This is a genomic window from Citreimonas sp. (assembly GCF_042096055.1).
Classification (GTDB): Bacteria; Pseudomonadota; Alphaproteobacteria; order Rhodobacterales; family Rhodobacteraceae; genus Citreimonas.
On sequence record NZ_JBELMH010000064.1, the window covers coordinates 1 to 15,908 of the forward strand.

At 69.3% G+C, this 15,908-nt stretch carries 14 protein-coding genes and 1 pseudogene; 8 read left to right on the forward strand and 7 right to left on the reverse strand.

The annotated features are described in order from the left end of the window. Window positions 1–403: pseudogene (locus ACFDTC_RS13390) on the reverse strand (aspartate-semialdehyde dehydrogenase); the annotation flags it as partial. Between the two features lie 287 nt (window positions 404–690). On the opposite strand from ACFDTC_RS13390, the gene ACFDTC_RS13395 reads away from it, so the two are divergent. After that, complete coding sequence (locus ACFDTC_RS13395; RefSeq protein WP_375259385.1) at window positions 691–2,565, forward strand: polysaccharide biosynthesis protein; 1,875 nt, start codon at window positions 691–693, stop codon at window positions 2,563–2,565. A gap of 7 nt (window positions 2,566–2,572) precedes the next feature. On the opposite strand, the gene ACFDTC_RS13400 is transcribed toward ACFDTC_RS13395, so the two are convergent. Then, entirely contained in the window at window positions 2,573–3,424 is an 852-nt protein-coding gene (locus ACFDTC_RS13400) for a TIGR00730 family Rossman fold protein (RefSeq protein WP_375259386.1), read from the reverse strand. Window positions 3,425–3,562: 138 nt separating this feature from the next. Between ACFDTC_RS13400 and dapD the strand changes: the two genes are divergently transcribed. The 7 genes from dapD (at window position 3,563) to ACFDTC_RS13435 (ending at window position 10,603) form a co-directional block, all read left to right on the forward strand. Beyond that, a complete protein-coding gene (gene dapD / locus ACFDTC_RS13405) occupies window positions 3,563–4,390 on the forward strand; it encodes a 2,3,4,5-tetrahydropyridine-2,6-dicarboxylate N-succinyltransferase (RefSeq protein WP_375259387.1) in 828 nt (275 codons plus the stop codon). Between the two features lie 62 nt (window positions 4,391–4,452). Continuing rightward, window positions 4,453–4,707: a GlsB/YeaQ/YmgE family stress response membrane protein gene (locus ACFDTC_RS13410; RefSeq protein WP_375259401.1), complete on the forward strand. Its 255-nt coding sequence runs from the start codon at window positions 4,453–4,455 to the stop codon at window positions 4,705–4,707. Between the two features lie 59 nt (window positions 4,708–4,766). Continuing rightward, window positions 4,767–5,108: a hypothetical protein gene (locus tag ACFDTC_RS13415; protein WP_375259388.1), complete on the forward strand. Its 342-nt coding sequence runs from the start codon at window positions 4,767–4,769 to the stop codon at window positions 5,106–5,108. Window positions 5,109–5,172: 64 nt separating this feature from the next. Then, window positions 5,173–6,315 (forward strand): succinyl-diaminopimelate desuccinylase, encoded by a 1,143-nt coding sequence (gene dapE / locus ACFDTC_RS13420; RefSeq protein ID WP_375259389.1) that lies wholly within the window; start codon window positions 5,173–5,175, stop codon window positions 6,313–6,315. Further along, the gene (locus ACFDTC_RS13425) at window positions 6,312–6,743 is read left to right on the forward strand and encodes a GNAT family N-acetyltransferase (RefSeq protein ID WP_375259390.1); all 432 of its coding nucleotides are present in this window, start codon (window positions 6,312–6,314) and stop codon (window positions 6,741–6,743) included. The genes dapE and ACFDTC_RS13425 overlap by 4 nt, the downstream gene beginning before the upstream one ends. A gap of 104 nt (window positions 6,744–6,847) precedes the next feature. After that, complete coding sequence (gene rnr / locus ACFDTC_RS13430; RefSeq protein ID WP_375259391.1) at window positions 6,848–9,139, forward strand: ribonuclease R; 2,292 nt, start codon at window positions 6,848–6,850, stop codon at window positions 9,137–9,139. 99 nt (window positions 9,140–9,238) lie between these two features. Next, window positions 9,239–10,603, forward strand: coding sequence for a lytic murein transglycosylase (locus ACFDTC_RS13435; RefSeq protein WP_375259392.1), 1,365 nt, complete (start codon window positions 9,239–9,241; stop codon window positions 10,601–10,603). An 80-nt stretch (window positions 10,604–10,683) separates the two neighbouring features. Here the strand turns inward: ACFDTC_RS13435 and ACFDTC_RS13440 are convergent, their stop codons facing one another. The 5 genes from ACFDTC_RS13440 to gpmI all read right to left on the reverse strand — a co-directional run bounded on the left by ACFDTC_RS13440 (window position 10,684) and on the right by gpmI (window position 15,667). After that, window positions 10,684–11,166 carry an RNA pyrophosphohydrolase gene (locus ACFDTC_RS13440; protein ID WP_375259393.1) on the reverse strand — a complete coding sequence of 161 codons (483 nt, stop codon included), beginning with the start codon at window positions 11,164–11,166 and terminating at the stop codon, window positions 10,684–10,686. Then, complete coding sequence (locus tag ACFDTC_RS13445) at window positions 11,163–11,618, reverse strand: SRPBCC family protein (RefSeq protein ID WP_375259394.1); 456 nt, start codon at window positions 11,616–11,618, stop codon at window positions 11,163–11,165. Before ACFDTC_RS13445 ends, ACFDTC_RS13440 begins: the two co-directional genes overlap by 4 nt. Before the next feature lie 68 nt (window positions 11,619–11,686). Beyond that, window positions 11,687–13,033: a S41 family peptidase gene (locus ACFDTC_RS13450; RefSeq protein WP_375259395.1), complete on the reverse strand. Its 1,347-nt coding sequence runs from the start codon at window positions 13,031–13,033 to the stop codon at window positions 11,687–11,689. Window positions 13,034–13,040: 7 nt separating this feature from the next. Next, window positions 13,041–14,162, reverse strand: coding sequence for a murein hydrolase activator EnvC family protein (locus ACFDTC_RS13455; protein WP_375259396.1), 1,122 nt, complete (start codon window positions 14,160–14,162; stop codon window positions 13,041–13,043). Further along, window positions 14,159–15,667: a 2,3-bisphosphoglycerate-independent phosphoglycerate mutase gene (gene gpmI, locus ACFDTC_RS13460; protein ID WP_375259397.1), complete on the reverse strand. Its 1,509-nt coding sequence runs from the start codon at window positions 15,665–15,667 to the stop codon at window positions 14,159–14,161. The genes ACFDTC_RS13455 and gpmI overlap by 4 nt, the downstream gene beginning before the upstream one ends. Between the last annotated feature and the right edge of the window lie 241 nt (window positions 15,668–15,908).

The following is a 15,908-nucleotide window of genomic DNA, read 5'->3' on the forward strand; positions in this document are numbered from 1 at the left end:
TCTGCGCGGTCGAGCAGTTGGGGTTGGCGATGATGTTCTTCTTGGAATAGCCCATGACCGCGTCGGCGTTCACTTCCGGGACGACCAGCGGGACGTCCGGGTCGTAGCGGTAGAGCGAGCTGTTATCGATCACCACGCAGCCGGCACCGGCGGCCTTCGGCGCATATTCCTTGGTCGCTTCCGAGCCGATCGCGAACAGCGCCATGTCCCAGCCGGTGAAGTCGAAGGCGGCGATGTCCTGCGTCTTCAGCGTCCGGTCCCCGAACGACACCTCGGTTCCCAGCGAACGGCGCGACGCCAGGACGGCGATGTCGTCGACCGGAAATTCGCGTTCGTGCAGGATGTTGAGCATTTCGCGGCCCACGTTGCCCGTGGCGCCGGCGACGACGATCCTGTAACCCATGTGGTCCTCCATTCGGTCACGTCCGGGCGTTTTCCGCCCGGACAGGTTGCCGCGCGTCATATAGCACCCCCATGGCATGCGAAAGGGGCATGCGCCCGCCGGCTCCTTCCGCAGTTGATGAAGAAGCCGGCGTGGGTACGTTTTCGGCAGGTGACGCAGGGGCCAAGGCGTGGATCGAGACTTGAACCCGGCGCCTGCGGTAACCTAAGGTTGAGTTGCGGCCGCGCGGGCAAACGAACGATCTGCGTGGGCATGCAAGTCCCGACACGGGGCGAGGGGACAGGCGCATGATCTATCGACTCGTGACCGCGATGACGCGTTGGCAGAAGCAGTGCGTCTTCGCGGCGACCGACGCCGTGGTGGCGGCCGCGTCGATCCTGCTGGCCGTGGTGCTGAGCGCGTCCGTCCGGGGCGAGCCGGCCGCCCTGGCGCCCGCGATGCCGCTGGCGCTGTGCATGGCCTTCGCCGCGATCGTGCTCACGTGGTCGCTGGGCCTGCCGCAGGTCAAGCTGAACGCATTCGAGATGCGCAGCGCCGCGCGCGCCGCCGTGCTGGCGATGCTGGTGACCGTCGCGGGCATCGGTCTGGACGAGATCCTGGGCACCGGCATCGCGCTCGGCCAGCATGTGATCGCCGGGCTGATCCTGCTGATCCTCACCGTTTCCTGGCGTCTGCTGCTGCTGAATCTCACAAGCGAGATCTACCGCCGCGGCAAGCCGCGCATGCGCGTGCTGATCTACGGCGCCGGCCAGACCGGTCGCCAGCTGGCCGCCGCGCTGCGCCACGACCAGAACGTCTATCCGGTCGCGTTCCTGGACGACAACCCGACGCTGCAAAGCCTGGTGATCGGCGGGTTGCGCGTGCACGCGCCCTCGGTCGTCGAGGACCTCGTGCGGTCGCGCCGGATCGACCGGATCGTGCTGGCGATGCCGTCGATCAGCACGCCGGCGCTGTCGCGCATCGCCCACGGCCTGCGCCATGTGGGCGTTGAAGTACATGCGCTGCCGTCCTTCGCGCAGATGGTCGGCCAGGCCGGCGTTCCGATGCGGGCGGCGCCGGTGCCGCTCGACTCGCTGCTGGGGCGCAGCCAGCTCGAGGCAGATCTGCCGGCGGTCGGCGACGCCTATACCGGCCGGCGCATCATGGTCACCGGGGCCGGTGGCTCGATCGGGGCCGAGCTTTGCCGTCAGATCCTGGCGTGCGATCCGCAATGCCTGGTTCTGGTCGAGCAATCGGAATTGGCGCTCTACACGATCGACAAGGAACTGGCCGAACTGGGCGTGAAGCCGACGATCGTGCCGGTGCTGGGCTCGGTCCTGGACGGACCGGCGATGGCCGAGGCGATGCGCCGTCACCGCGTCGACGTCGTGCTGCACGCGGCCGCCTACAAGCACCTGCCGCTGGTCGAGACGAACCCGATCGCGGGGCTCGAGAACAACGTGCTGGGCACCAAGGTCCTGGCCGAGGTCGCGCGGGACGCGGGCGTCGACCGGTTCATCCTCGTCTCGTCCGACAAGGCGGTGCGCCCGACCAACGTGATGGGCGCGTCAAAGCGCCTGGCCGAGCTGGTCGTGCAGGACCTCGCCACGCGCTCGGGGCGCACGCGGTTCTCGATGGTCCGCTTCGGCAACGTGCTGGGATCGAGCGGCTCGGTCATTCCGCTGTTCGAGGAGCAGATCGCCCGGGGCGGGCCGGTGACGCTGACGCACCCGGACGTCACGCGCTACTTCATGACCATCGCCGAGGCCGCCCGCCTGGTGCTGCTGGCGGGATCGTTCGCGCGGGGCGGCGACGTGTTCGTGCTGGACATGGGCGCGTCCGTGCCGATCCGCCGTCTGGCGCGGCAGATGATCGAGGGCGCGGGCTACACTGTACGCGACGCCGCCAATCCCGACGGCGATATCGAGATCCGCATCACCGGCTTGCGCCAAGGCGAGAAGCTGCACGAGGAATTGCTGATCTCGCCCGACATGCTGACCACGCCGCACGTCAAGATCCTGCGCGCGCAGGAAAGCTTCCTGTCCGAGTTCGAGACGGCGAACGCGATGCGGGCCCTTCGCGCCGCGATCGACGACCGCGACGAGGCTGCGGCGCGGGCCGTGATCGCCCGCTGGGTCGAGGGCATCGCCGCACCCGCGGTCAGCGAAACCCTCCGCCGCTGAGCCGACCTCAGCGCTGGCTGCGGCCCGGGATCTCGTCGCGCTTGGGCGCCGGTTTCCATTCGTCGATCGTCTTCGCGGCCTCATCGGCGCTTTCGACGAAACGGAACAGTTCCAGATCCTCGGGGCTGATCGTGCCGGCGTCGGCCAGCGCGTCCCAGTTGATGATTTTCTCCCAGAAGGCGCGGCCGAACAGCAGGAACGGCACGCGGTCCATGCGCCCGGTCTGGATCAGGGTCAACGCCTCGAACATCTCGTCCAGCGTGCCGAAGCCGCCGGGGAAGACGCAGATCGCCCGCGCGCGCATCAGGAAGTGCATCTTGCGGATGGCGAAGTAGTGGAAGTTGAACGCCAGGTCCGGCGTCACGTAGGGGTTCGGCGCCTGTTCGTGCGGGAGCACGATGTTCAGGCCGATCGACACGCCGCCGGCTTCGTCCGCGCCGCGATTCCCGGCTTCCATCACGCCGGGGCCGCCGCCGGTGCAGATGACGTAGTCACGGTTGCCCGACGCGACCGAGCGTTCGGTCATCAGTGCGGCGAAGGCCCGCGCCTCGTCGTAGAAATGCGACAGGTCCGCCAGCGTCTGCGTGCGCGCCGTTTCGCGGTCGGCCGGGGCGGGAATGCGCGCGCCGCCGAACAGCACGATGGTCGAATCGATGCCATGCTGGTCCAGCAGCATCTCGAACTTCATCAGTTCGAGCTGCAGGCGCACCGGCCGCAATTCCTTCTGGCACAGGAAATCGTCGTCGGCGAAGGCTAGGCGGTACGAGGGCGACAGCGTCTGCGGCGTCTGCGGCACGCCTGCGGCGGTGGTGCGGTCGTCGCCGGCATCCCGGAACGCGCTGCGGCGGTCGTCGTCCATGGTCATCTCCTCGTCTCGGTGCGCCACGCCTATCGCCTTGCCCGGTAAAGGGGAAGGCGCCAGCGGCGTCCCTGCGCATTGTCGCAGGGGCAATCCGGCGCTATAGCGCCTCGGAACCATCCGCAAGGGGACCGGACCATGTCGAACGCACAGCTTGAAACCGCCATCGAAGCCGCTTGGGAAAACCGCGCTGATATCACGCCCGCCACCGGCGGCGAAACCCGCGAGGCGATCGAGGACACACTGAACGCGCTCGACAGCGGTAAGCTGCGCGTCGCCGGGCGTGGCGAGGACGGCACCTGGCACGTCAACCAGTGGGCCAAGAAGGCGGTCCTGCTGGGCTTCCGCATCAAGGACATGGAGATCCAGCCCGGCGGGCCGCAGGGCGGCGGCTGGTGGGACAAGGTCGACAGCAAGTTCAAGGGCTGGGGCGACGAGGAGTGGAAGTCCGCCGGCTTCCGCGCTGTGCCCAACTGCGTCGTGCGCAAGTCGGCCTTCATCGCGCCGGGCGTCGTTCTGATGCCGTCCTTCGTGAACCTCGGCGCCTACGTGGACGAGGGTACGATGGTCGACACCTGGGCGACCGTGGGCAGCTGCGCGCAGATCGGCAAGGGCGTGCACCTGTCGGGCGGCGTGGGCATCGGCGGCGTGCTGGAACCCATGCAGGCCGGCCCCACGATCATCGAGGACAACTGCTTCATCGGCGCGCGGTCGGAGGTCGTCGAGGGCGTCATCGTGCGCGAAGGTTCGGTCCTTGGGATGGGCGTCTATATCGGCCAGTCCACCAAGATCGTCGACCGCGAGACCGGCGAGGTCTTCATGGGCGAGGTGCCGCCGTACTCGGTCGTCGTGTCGGGCTCGATGCCCACCAAGAACAACCTGAACCTGTACTGCGCCGTGATCGTGAAGCGTGTGGATGAAAAGACACGCTCGAAGACCGGAATCAACGAGTTGCTCCGCGACTAGCGGAACCGCTCACCATGTCGTGACGTTGCGCCCGGGTATCTGGTTCAATGGGAGACATGAACATGGAAGGTTTGGGTTGGTTCGCCGCCATCATCGTGGGCGGCCTTGCAGGCTGGATCGCCGAGAAGATCATGGGGGGCGATCACGGCCTCCTGACGAACATCATTCTGGGCATCGTGGGCGCGGTCGTCGCGAATTTCCTGCTGGTGCTCATCGTCGGCTCGACGCTGACCGGATGGATCGGCCAGCTGATCGTCGGGATCATCGGGGCCTGCATCCTGATCTTCGCCTGGCGGGCGATCAAGGGCCGCACCTGACCCTTTCGTCGGGTGAGACGACGCGATAAGGCTGGCCCCGTCACGATACGGGGCCAGCCATGACCAACAAGACCGCAAAGCCGAAGGACACGAAAGTCCACCAGGTCTACACGCTGGTGGTCGAGGTGGGCCGCACCAAAGGCGACGGCCTGCCCGATGGCGCCAAGGGCGCCGCGCTGATGTGCTACGCCTCGGGCGTGGACGAGGCCGAGGCGGTGCGCGAGACCGTCGCCATCCTCAAGCAGGCAGACATGGCGCCGCTGGACGTGACAGGCTACGGCACCGAGGCCGAGCGTCGCGCCGAGGGCCACGAGATCGACGACGACGAGGCCGCATTGATGGCGCGCGCGCTGGAAGAAAACGCAGTCATCGTCGCGCAGGTGACCCCCTTCCACGACTGACTTTCGGGCATTTGCCAATCCCGTCGCACCGCGCTAGCCAAGGGCGAACCGCGAAGGAACAGCCATGCCCGTCGATCCCGTGGACCTGACCGCCCGCCTTGTGCGCTGCCCCTCCGTAACGCCCGACGAAGGCGGCGCACTTGACCTGCTTCAGGCGCTGCTGTCCGATGCGGGGTTCGATTGCACGCGCGTCGACCGTGGCGGCGTGTCGAACCTGTTCGCCCGCTGGGGTCCGCGCGGCCACGCGCGCACCTTCGGCTTCAACGGCCACACGGACGTGGTGCCGATCGGCCGGGCCGAGGACTGGACGCACGACCCCTTCGGGGCCGAGCAGGCGGATGGGTTCCTGTACGGCCGAGGCGCCACGGACATGAAGTCGGGCGTCGCCGCCTTTGCCGCCGCCGCCGTCGATTTCGTCACCGACACGCCGCCCGAGGGCGCGGTGGTGCTGGCCATCACCGGCGACGAGGAAGGCGACTCGGTCGACGGCACGGCTGCGCTGCTGGACTGGATGGCCGAGGTCGGTGAACGCCTGTCGGTCTGCCTGGTCGGAGAGCCCACCTGCCCCGACACGCTGGGCGAGATGATGAAGATCGGGCGGCGCGGCTCGCTCAACGCATGGATCACGGTGCGCGGGACGCAGGGCCATTCGGCTTATCCGCACCGCGCGCTGAACCCGCTGCCGGCGGTGGCGCGGCTGGTGGACCGGCTGGCGTCGCAGGCGCTGGACGAGGGCACCGAGCATTTCGACCCCTCGACGCTGGCGGTCGTCACCGTGGACACCGGCAATCCCGCGACCAACGTCATCCCGGCCGAGACGCGCGCCACGCTCAACATCCGGTTCAACGACCTGCACAGCGGCGACAGCCTGGCCCGCAGGTTGCAGGACGAAGCCGCGACGATCGACGCCGCGTTCGGCACCAAGACCGAGGTGCGCGTCAAGGTCTCGGGCGAGGCGTTCCTGACGCCGCCGGGGCCGCTGTCGGAGCTGGTTTCCTCCGCCGTCGCAGCCGAAACCGGTGTGACGCCCGTCCTGTCGACCTCGGGCGGCACGTCGGACGCGCGCTTCGTCAAGGATCATTGCCCGGTCGTCGAGTTCGGGCTGGTCGGCAAGACCATGCACGCGGTCGACGAACGGGTCGAGGTGGCACAGATCGGCCAGCTCAAGGCGATCTACGGCCGCATCCTGCGCGCGTACTTCGCATGAGCGTCACAATCGCAGAGACGACCGACATCGACGCCTGCCACGCGCTGCGCCGTGTCGTGTTCATCGAGGAGCAGGGCGTCTCGGAAGCCGAAGAAATCGACGGCCGGGACGGCGACGCGGTGCACCTGCTGGCGACGGTCGACGGCGTGCCGACCGGGACGGCGCGCATCCTGTTCGATGACGAGAAAGGCAAGATCGGCCGCGTCTGCGTCCTGCAGCCGTTCCGGGGCACCGGGCTGGGCGCCGCGCTTGTCGAGGCCGCCGTCGAGGTGATCCGTGCGCGGCCCGGGGCGCGGACCGCTGTCCTGGGCGCGCAGCTTCCGGCGCTGGCCTTCTACGAACGCCTCGGATTCGAAGCCTACGGGCCGGTCTTCGACGACGCGGGTATCGACCACCGAATGATGAAGCGCGACCTGACAGCGGAATAGCGTCTGCGCCCGGTCGGTCACCGAACCGGCAGCGTCGCGAATGCCTGCTGGCCCGCATCGCAATTGCCCATGACGACGTCCGGCGCCCGTGCTACGTGCGAGGCATGACACGGATCCCCACCAAGACGGACATCCTCGACTGGATCTCCGAGAATCCCACGCTGACCTCGAAGCGCGACATCGCGAAGGCCTTCGGCATCAAGGGCGCGGCGCGCATCGACCTCAAGCGCGTGCTCAAGGAGCTCGAGCACGAGGGGCATCTCGAGAAGCGCAAGAAGACCTACCGCGACCCCGACCGCCTGCCGCCGGTGAGCGTGCTGCAGGTGCAGGCGCCGAACGCGGACGGCGACCTGTTCGCCCGGCCGCTGGAATGGCACGGCGAGGGGGTCGAGCCGATCGTGCTGGTCGTGCCGCGCCAGAGCGATCCGGCGCTGGGCGAGGGGGATCGCATTCTTGCCAAGCTGCAGGTCGTGCACGAGGAAGATCACAACTACGAGGCACGGCTGATCCGGCGCATCGGGTCCAGCCCGCGCAAGGTGGTCGGCATCTTCCGCAAGGGCGCCGAGGGTGGCCGCATCGTGCCGATCGAGAAGGGCAGCGACAAGGAATGGACCGTCGCCGCCGACGCCACCGGCGGCGCGCTGGAGGGCGAGCTGGTCGAGGCCGAACAGGCCGGGCCGAAGGGCCGCATGGGCCTGCCGCGCGCGCGCATCCTGCTGCGGCTGGGCGATCCGACCGCGCCGCGCGCCGTCTCGCTGATCGCGATTCATCACCACGGCATTCCCGACGACTTCCCCGAGGACGTGCTGGCCGAGGCCGACCGGATGAAGCCGGCGGGCTTGAAGGGGCGCGAGGACCTGCGCGAGCTGCCGCTGGTCACGATCGACCCCAGCGACGCGCGCGACCACGACGATGCGGTCTTTGCCGAACCCGACGACGATCCGAAGAACCCCGGCGGACACGTGCTGTGGGTCGCCATCGCCGATGTTGCGCATTACGTGCGCCCGGGCTCGAAGCTGGACGCCGAGGCACGGCGGCGGGGCAATTCAAGCTACTTCCCCGACCGCGTCGTGCCGATGCTGCCCGACCGGCTGTCGGGCGACCTATGCTCGCTGCACGAGGGCGTGCCGCGCGCCTGTATCGCCGTGCGCATGACCATCGACGCCGAGGGCGAGCTGCGGCGCAAGAAGTTCGTTCGCGGGCTCATGCGCTCACCGGCGTCGCTGACCTACGAGCGCGTGCAGGCGGCGATGGACGGCCGGCCCGACGACCAGACGGAATCACTGCTCGACCTGGTGATCCGGCCGCTCTACGCCGCCTATGCCGCGCTGAAGGCCGCGCGCGAGCGTCGCCAGCCGCTGAACCTGGACCTGCCCGAGCGCAAGATCGCGCTGGACGACGAGGGCAAAGTCGTCTCGGTCGACTTCACCCAGCGGCTGGACGCGCACAAGCTGATCGAAGAGTTCATGGTCCTCGCCAACGTGGCCGCCGCGCAGGTGCTGAACGAGAAGGACGTGCCGCTGCTGTTCCGCGTCCACGAGGAGCCGCCCGCCGACAAGCTGGAAAGCCTGCGCGACACGGCCGAGGCGGCGGGCTTCACGCTGGCGAAGGGGCAGGTCCTGAAGACCGAGCACCTGAACCGGCTGCTGGACCAGGCGGCGGGCTCGGACGATGCCGAGCTGATCAACCTGTCGACCCTGCGCTCGATGACGCAGGCCTATTACAGCCCGAAGAACTTCGGCCATTTCGGCCTGGCGCTGCGGGATTACGCGCATTTCACCTCGCCCATCCGGCGGTATTCCGACCTCGTCGTGCACCGCGCGCTCATCGCGGCGCATGGCTGGGGCGACGACGGGCTAAGCCCGCACGAGATCGACAAGCTGGAGCAGACCGCGCAGCACATCAGCGATACCGAACGCCGCTCGATGATGGCCGAGCGGGATACGACGGACCGGTATCTTGCCGCCTATCTGTCGGACCGCGTCGGCGCCGAGTTCACCGGCCGCATCGCCGGGATCGCGCGGTTCGGCGTCTTCGTGAAGCTGGACGAGACCGGCGCCGACGGGCTGGTGCCGATCGGCACGCTGGGGCGCGAGTTCTTCCACTTCGACCGCGACAGCGGCACGCTGATGGGCGCCGACACCGGCCGCGTCATCGCCATCGGCATGCGCGCCTGCGTGCGCCTGATCGAGGCCGCGCCGGTGACCGGCGGCATCGCGTTCGAGATGCTCGAGATCGAGGACGAGACCTACGGCGGCGGCGCGCGGCGCGTGCCCGGGGGCAAGGGCCGCGGCAAGAGGCCCGGCACCGCGCCCCGTCGCAAGGCCGCGAAGGCGGGCAAGAAGGACGCCAAGGTCAAGCGCAAGGTCAACCGCCAGCGCCGCACGACGCGCTAGCCGGGCGGCGATTTTTCGCGCGGGACGGGAATCGCGCCTTCGCAGAGCCCAGTGATGTCGATAGACTCGACAAAAATCGGGCAGAGCGGAGAAACCGATATGGGCGTGACCTTCCTCGTTGCGGCGCTTGCCGGCGGACTTGTCGCCGGCGGTGCCTGGGCCGGACCCGTCGAGCGGTCCGAACGGCCGATACTGCGCGGCGGCGCGGCCGAAACCGTCTCTCGGTCGTCCTATGCGCCGATCGCGCCGGGGCAGTCGTTGCGGCCGACCGCGCGGGTGCGCGCCGCCGTGCTGGCGCCGGGGTCTGCGCCGGAGGCGGCGGATCAGCCGTCCGGCTCGGACGCGGGACTGCTTGCGTGGATCGAGACGTTCACGCCGCGCGCGCGGGCGCAGGGCATTGGCGCCGAAACACTGCGGCGCGCCTTCGCCGACGTGCGCTACGACGCCGACGTGATCCGCCGCGACCGCAACCAGTCCGAATTCACCAAGACGCTGTGGGACTACCTTGCCAGCGCGGTGTCCGACAGCCGGATCGACAATGGCCGTGCGGCGCTGCGCGAGCACGATACCCTGCTGCGCGAAATCGAGGCCCGGTACGGCGTGCCCAAGGAGATCGTCACCGCGATCTGGGGGCTGGAGAGCGCCTACGGCACGTTCCGCGGCTCGAACCCGGTGATCGGGTCGATGGCGACGCTGGCCTATGACGGCCGCCGGGCCGCCTTCTTCGAGGAACAGCTGATCGCCGCGCTGCAGATCCTGCAGGAGGGCCACACCACGCCAGAGAACATGACCGGGTCCTGGGCGGGCGCGATGGGGCACACGCAGTTCATGCCGACCTCGTTTAGGCAACTGGCGGTCGACTGGACCGGCGACGGGCGGCGCGACATCTGGGGTGACGATCCGGCCGACGCGCTGGCCTCGACCGCGCATTACCTGGCCGAGAACGGCTGGGTGACCGGCCAGCCCTGGGGCGTCGAGGTGCGGCTGCCCGCCGGGTTCGACTACGGCCAGGCCAGCCGCGACATCAAGCGCCTGCCGTCCGACTGGGCTCGGGACGGCGTCGTCGGCACCGACGGCCAACCGGTGCGCGATCACGGCCAGGCCTCGGTTCTGGTGCCGGCGGGCCATCGTGGCGTCGCCTTCCTGGTCTTCGACAACTTCCGGGTGATCGAGCGCTACAACGCCGCCGACGCCTACGTGATCGGCGTCGGCCACCTGGCCGACCGGCTGGCGGGCGGCACGCCGTTCCGGGCCGGATGGCCCGAGGGGGATCGGGCGCTCACGCGCGACGAACGGATGGAGCTTCAGAGGCGCCTCAGCGCGGTCGGGTTCGACACGCGCGGCGTCGACGGGCGCATCGGACCGATCACGCTGAGCGCCGTGCGCGCCTTCCAGCGCAGCCGGGGCATGGTGCCCGACGGCTACGCGGACCCGGCGCTTCTGGAACGGCTGCGCGATCTCTGAAAGCGTCGCGGCGGACGGACCGAAAACAAAGAGCCCCGGAGGCAATCCGGGGCCTTTTCACGTGACGAAGGCGAAGGATCTTAGAGGCGGTCGCGGAACTCGGCAATCACCGCCTCGTAGACCGGGCGCTTGAACGGCACGATCTGCTCGATCACCGCGTCTGCGGGCAGCCAGCACCATTCCGAGAACTCGGGGTGCTCGACGGCGATGTTCACCTGCGCGTCGCTGCCGTGGAACCGTAGCAGGAACCATTTCTGTTCCTGCCCGCGGAAGCGGCCCTTCCAGATGCGCGGGACCAGGTCGTGCGGCAGGTCGTAGGTGACCCACCCGGTGGTCTCGGCCTCGACCGTGACCAAGTCGGGCGACACCCCGGTCTCTTCCTCGAGCTCGCGCAGCGCGGCCTCGCGCGGGCTTTCGCCCGGGTCGATCCCGCCCTGCGGCATCTGCCAGGCCGGCACGTCGCTGTCGAGGCGCTGGCCGACGAAGACGCCCCCGTCCGCGTTGACCAGAACGACGCCGACGTTGCGACGATACGGCAGGCGGGCGATCTCGTCCGGGGTCATGTTGCGTCCTGCGATTGCGACAGGCCCAGAAGGCGCCGGCGCACACGGTGGCGCGTGCGGTACATGAAGCCCGCCCACAGCGACACCGGCAGCGCCATCGCGCCGGCCGAGATCTCGATCCGCTCGCTCAGGCGCGATCCCGAGGGGGTCTCGCTGACCGACAGCCAGTGTTCCCAGCGGTCGATGCCGGCGCCGTATTCCAGCGTGTGGAAGCGGCGCGTGTCGTCGTCACGATCCAGCACCTTGATCACGTAGGGCCGCCAGGGCAGCCGGCCGAAGGGCGACACCGCGATGTCCAGGCACTGGCCGCGCGTCAGCCTACCCTCGGGCAGTCCGCGGAAGGTCACGAGGCCGTTCGACAACGGCTCGAGCATGGCGAGGTCGGTCACCAATCGCCACAAGCGGTCAGGGCAGGCGTCGTACTCGTAGCTCAGGGAAACGGTGCGCGTCATCGGCGGCGCCACTCGACACTTCAGGAGATGAAAAAAGGGGCGGCGCGCCAGCACCGCCCCCGTCCGGGTCACTGCTGCGGCTGCGGAGCCAGCGCAACCAGGCCCTTGAGGATGTCGATGGCGTAGGCCAGCTGGTAATCCTCTTCGCGCAGGGCGGCGGCCGCCTCGGCGCGCGCGCGGTCCTCCTCGATCTGGCGGATCTCGTCCTCGGAGAGCGAGTCGTTGTCAAGCCGGCCGCGCAGGTCGGCCTCGGAGCGGTTGAAGACGGTGTCGTCCTCTTCCTCGGTGGCTTCCTCCTCGGGGCGGGCGGGCGGCTGTTCGACGACGATGTCGGGGCTGACGCCCAGCGCCTGGATCGACCGGCCCGAAGGGGTGTAGTAGCGCGCGGTGGTCAGGCGCATGGCCCCGTCACTGCGCAGCGGCATCACCGTCTGGACCGAGCCCTTGCCGAAGCTCTTGGTGCCGACGACGATCGCGCGGCGGTGATCCTGCAGGGCGCCCGCGACGATTTCCGACGCCGAGGCCGAGCCGCCGTTGATCAGCACGACGATCGGCTTGCCGTTGGCCAAATCGCCCGGCGTCGCGTTGTAGCGGTCGCCGTCGATCGGGTCGCGGCCGCGGGTCGACACGATCTCGCCCTTGTCGAGGAACGCGTCGCTGACCCGGATCGCCTGGCTCAGCAGACCGCCGGGGTTGTTGCGCAGGTCGAGCACGATGCCGTTGATCGCGTCCTCGCCGCCGGCTTCCTCGATCCGCTCGGCCAGGCCCTCGGCGAGGTTGGGATAGGTCTGGTCGTTGAACGTGGTCACGCGCAGCACGACGGTATCGCCCTCGATCCGGGTGCGCACGGCGGTGAGCGTGATCGTGTCGCGGATGATCGACACGTCGAACGGCTCCTCGATGCCCTCGCGCACCACGGTGATGATGATCTCGGAGCCGACCGGCCCGCGCATCATGTCCACCGCCTCGTCGAGGTTCAGGCCCAGGACGGATTCGCCGTCCACATGCGTGATGAAGTCGCCGGCTTCGATCCCGGCCTCGTCGGCGGGGGTGTCGTCGATCGGCGAGACGACCTTGACGAAGCCTTCTTCCTGCGTGACCTCGATGCCCAGACCGCCGAATTCGCCGCGCGTCTGTACGCGCATGTCCTCGGCGTCGTCCGGCGGCAGGTAGCTGGAATGCGGGTCGAGCGAGGTCAGCATGCCGTTGATGGCCGCCTCGATCAGCTCTTCCTCGTCGACCTGCTCGACATACTGCGCGCGGATGCGCTCGAAAATGTCGCCGAAGAGGTCGAGCTGCTCGTAGACCGAGGCCGACTGCTCGGTCTCCTGCGCCAGCAGCGGGCCGACGAACTGTGTCGTTCCCACGACCGAAAGCAACGCACCGCCGACCGCGGCCATCACGAATTTCCTCATGTGCAGATCATCCCTTGTCGGTTGCGAACCACTGCAGCGGATCGACAGGCCCGTCCTCTTCCCTGACTTCCATATAAAGCGTTTCCGTTCCCGGGGCACCACCCCCTTCACCGGAAGGTGACACGCCGTCTGCCGCGACGGAACCGCCCATCAGCCCCACCGGTCCGCCCGCCGGCAGAACCTGGCCGATCTCGACATAGCTGGCGTCGAGGCCGGCGAGCACGAACAGCAGGTCTGCGCGCGGCTCGAGGATCACGACAAGCCCGTAATCCAGCAGCGGCCCGGCATAGCGCACGGTCGACGCGGCCGGCGCGGTGACCAGCGCCGCGGGCTCGGTCGCGATCACCAGGCCGGGGCGGCGCACGCCGGCGGCGTCGGCCTCGTCCGGTTGGCGCAGCACGGTGCCGCGGACCGGCATCGGAAGCGGGCGGGCGGAGTCGAGGTTGGCGGGCTCCTCGGGGGCGGTGGGCTGGCCCTCGGTGAGCTGCGACAGGCCGTCGGCGAAATCGTCCAGCGTTTCGGTGGCCGAGATCAGGATCGCGGTGCGCACCGGGTCCTCGGTGAAGCGGCGCGGCAGACCGGTACGATCGGCGACCGCCTGGCTGAGCGCGGTGCGCGCCGCCTGCACGCCGGACAGCCCGCTGGCCAGGTGGTCCGCCGCCTGCTGTTGCAGCTCGCGCAGCGCGGAGACCTCGGTCAAGTCGGCGCGCAAGTCGGCGGCGCGCGCCTCGAGCGCGGGTGTGACCGAGGCCACCATCAGGCCGGCGCGCACCGTGCCGCGCGGGCCCTGAGGATGCGCCAGGCTGCGCGGCCCGGCCTTGTCGCCTACTGCTGTCAGCACGCCCAGAAGCTGCGCGATCTCAGCCTCGCGCGCCTGCAACTCGCGGCTCAGCGCGGTCTCGCGGACCGCCGCCGCGCGCAGGCCGACGCGCAGGGCGGCCAGCCCATCCTCGTAGGCGCGCACGGTGCGGGTCAGCGCGGCCACCCGGTCGCGCGAGCCTTCGGCGGCCTCCAGCGAGGCTGCGGCCTCCTCGATCGCGCGGGCGGCCGCGCGGGCCTGTTCGCCCGCGTCCTGCGCGTGCAGGGCGGGGGTCGCCAGAAGGGCCAGGATCAGCGCGACGCGCTTCATGCGATCAGGCTTTCCCCGGTCATTTCCTCGGGCTGCTCCAGCCCCATCAGCGCCAGCAGCGTCGGCGCCACGTCGGCCAGCCGCCCGTCGCGCAGGCGCGCGCCGCCGGGGCCGCCGTGCAGGATCACAGGCACCAGGTTCGTGGTATGCGCGGTGTGCGGCCCGCCGGTCTCGGGGTCGACCATGGTCTCGCAATTGCCGTGGTCGGCGATGACCAGCATGGCGCCATCGGTTTTCTCCAGCGCCTCGAGCGCGCGGCCAAGGCCGGTATCCACCGCCTCGCAGGCGGCGATGGCGGCGTCGAGATCGCCGGTGTGGCCCACCATGTCGGGGTTGGCGTAGTTCACCACGATCAGGTCGTAGCCGCCGCCGATCGCCTCGACCAGCCGGTCGGTGACCTCGCCCGCGCTCATCTCGGGCTGCAGGTCGTAGGTGGCGACCTTGGGCGATTTCGGCATGGCGCGATCCTCGCCCTCTTCGGGGGTTTCCTGCCCGCCGTTCAGGAAGAAGGTCACGTGCGGGTATTTCTCGGTCTCGGCCAGCCGGAACTGGCGCAGGCCGTGCTTCGCGACCCATTCGCCCAGCGTGTTCTTCAACTCGCGCTTGGGATAGGCGGTGTCCATGTAGGTCTTGTGGCGGTCGGAATACTCGACCATCCCCAGCAGGGCCGACAGCGCGGGCTTGTCGCGCGCGAAGCCGTCGAAGTCCGGGTCGCCGATCGCGGCGAGGATCTCGCGCGCTCGGTCGGCGCGGAAGTTCAGGCAGAAGAAGCCGTCGCCCCCGGCCAGCCCCTCGTAGCCCTCGATCACCGTGGCGGGGATGAACTCGTCCGTGGTGCCCTTGTCGTAGCAGGTGGCGACGGCGGCCTCGGCGTCCGAGGCGTGCTGGCCCTTCCCGCGGATCATCGCGTCGTATGCGGTCTGAACCCGGTCCCAGCGGTTGTCGCGGTCCATGGCGTAGTAGCGGCCGATCACGGTGGCAATGCGGGCACCGTCGGGCAGGGCGGCGTCGAGCTGGCGCAGGAAGCCCTCGGCCGACTTGGGCGCGACGTCGCGGCCGTCGGTGATGGCGTGGACCAGGACCTGCAGGCCGTGGTCGGTCAGCAGCTTCACCGCGGCCTCGAGGTGGCGCAGGTGGCCGTGCACGCCGCCGTCCGAGACGACGCCCATCACGTGGGCGCGGCCGCCGGCGTCGCGGACCGTGTCGGCGAAGCGCAGGATCGCGGCGTTGTCGAAGAAGCTGCCGTCCTCGATGGCGAGGTCGATCTGGCCCAGGTCCATCGCGACCACGCGGCCGGCGCCGATATTGGTGTGCCCGACCTCGGAATTGCCCATCTGGCCGCGCGGCAGGCCCACGTCGGGGCCGTGCGTTGTCAGGCGGGCATGGGGGCAGGTTTCCATCAGCCGGTCGATGGTCGGGGTCTTCGCCAGGTAGGGGGCGTTTGCCGTGGTGTCGTCGGACAGGCCCCAGCCGTCGAGGATGGTCAGGATGACGGGCTTGGTCACGGGCGGCCTCCGGTCTGGTTGCGGGACCGGTCTAGCAGGGGCGCGCGCGGATGCGAAGAGGGCGCGGCGCGAGGGCGCCGAAGGACGCCGATCGAGGTGTCCCACGATGGGACATCGATGCGCCGTAAGAAAATCAATGGGTTACAGAGACGAATTTACCTTTCGTCAAGAAAGTCAGGGCGGCGGGAGATGCCGCCGCCCCGGGAAGAGCTCAGCGTTTGCCGTTTCCGCCGCCGTTGCC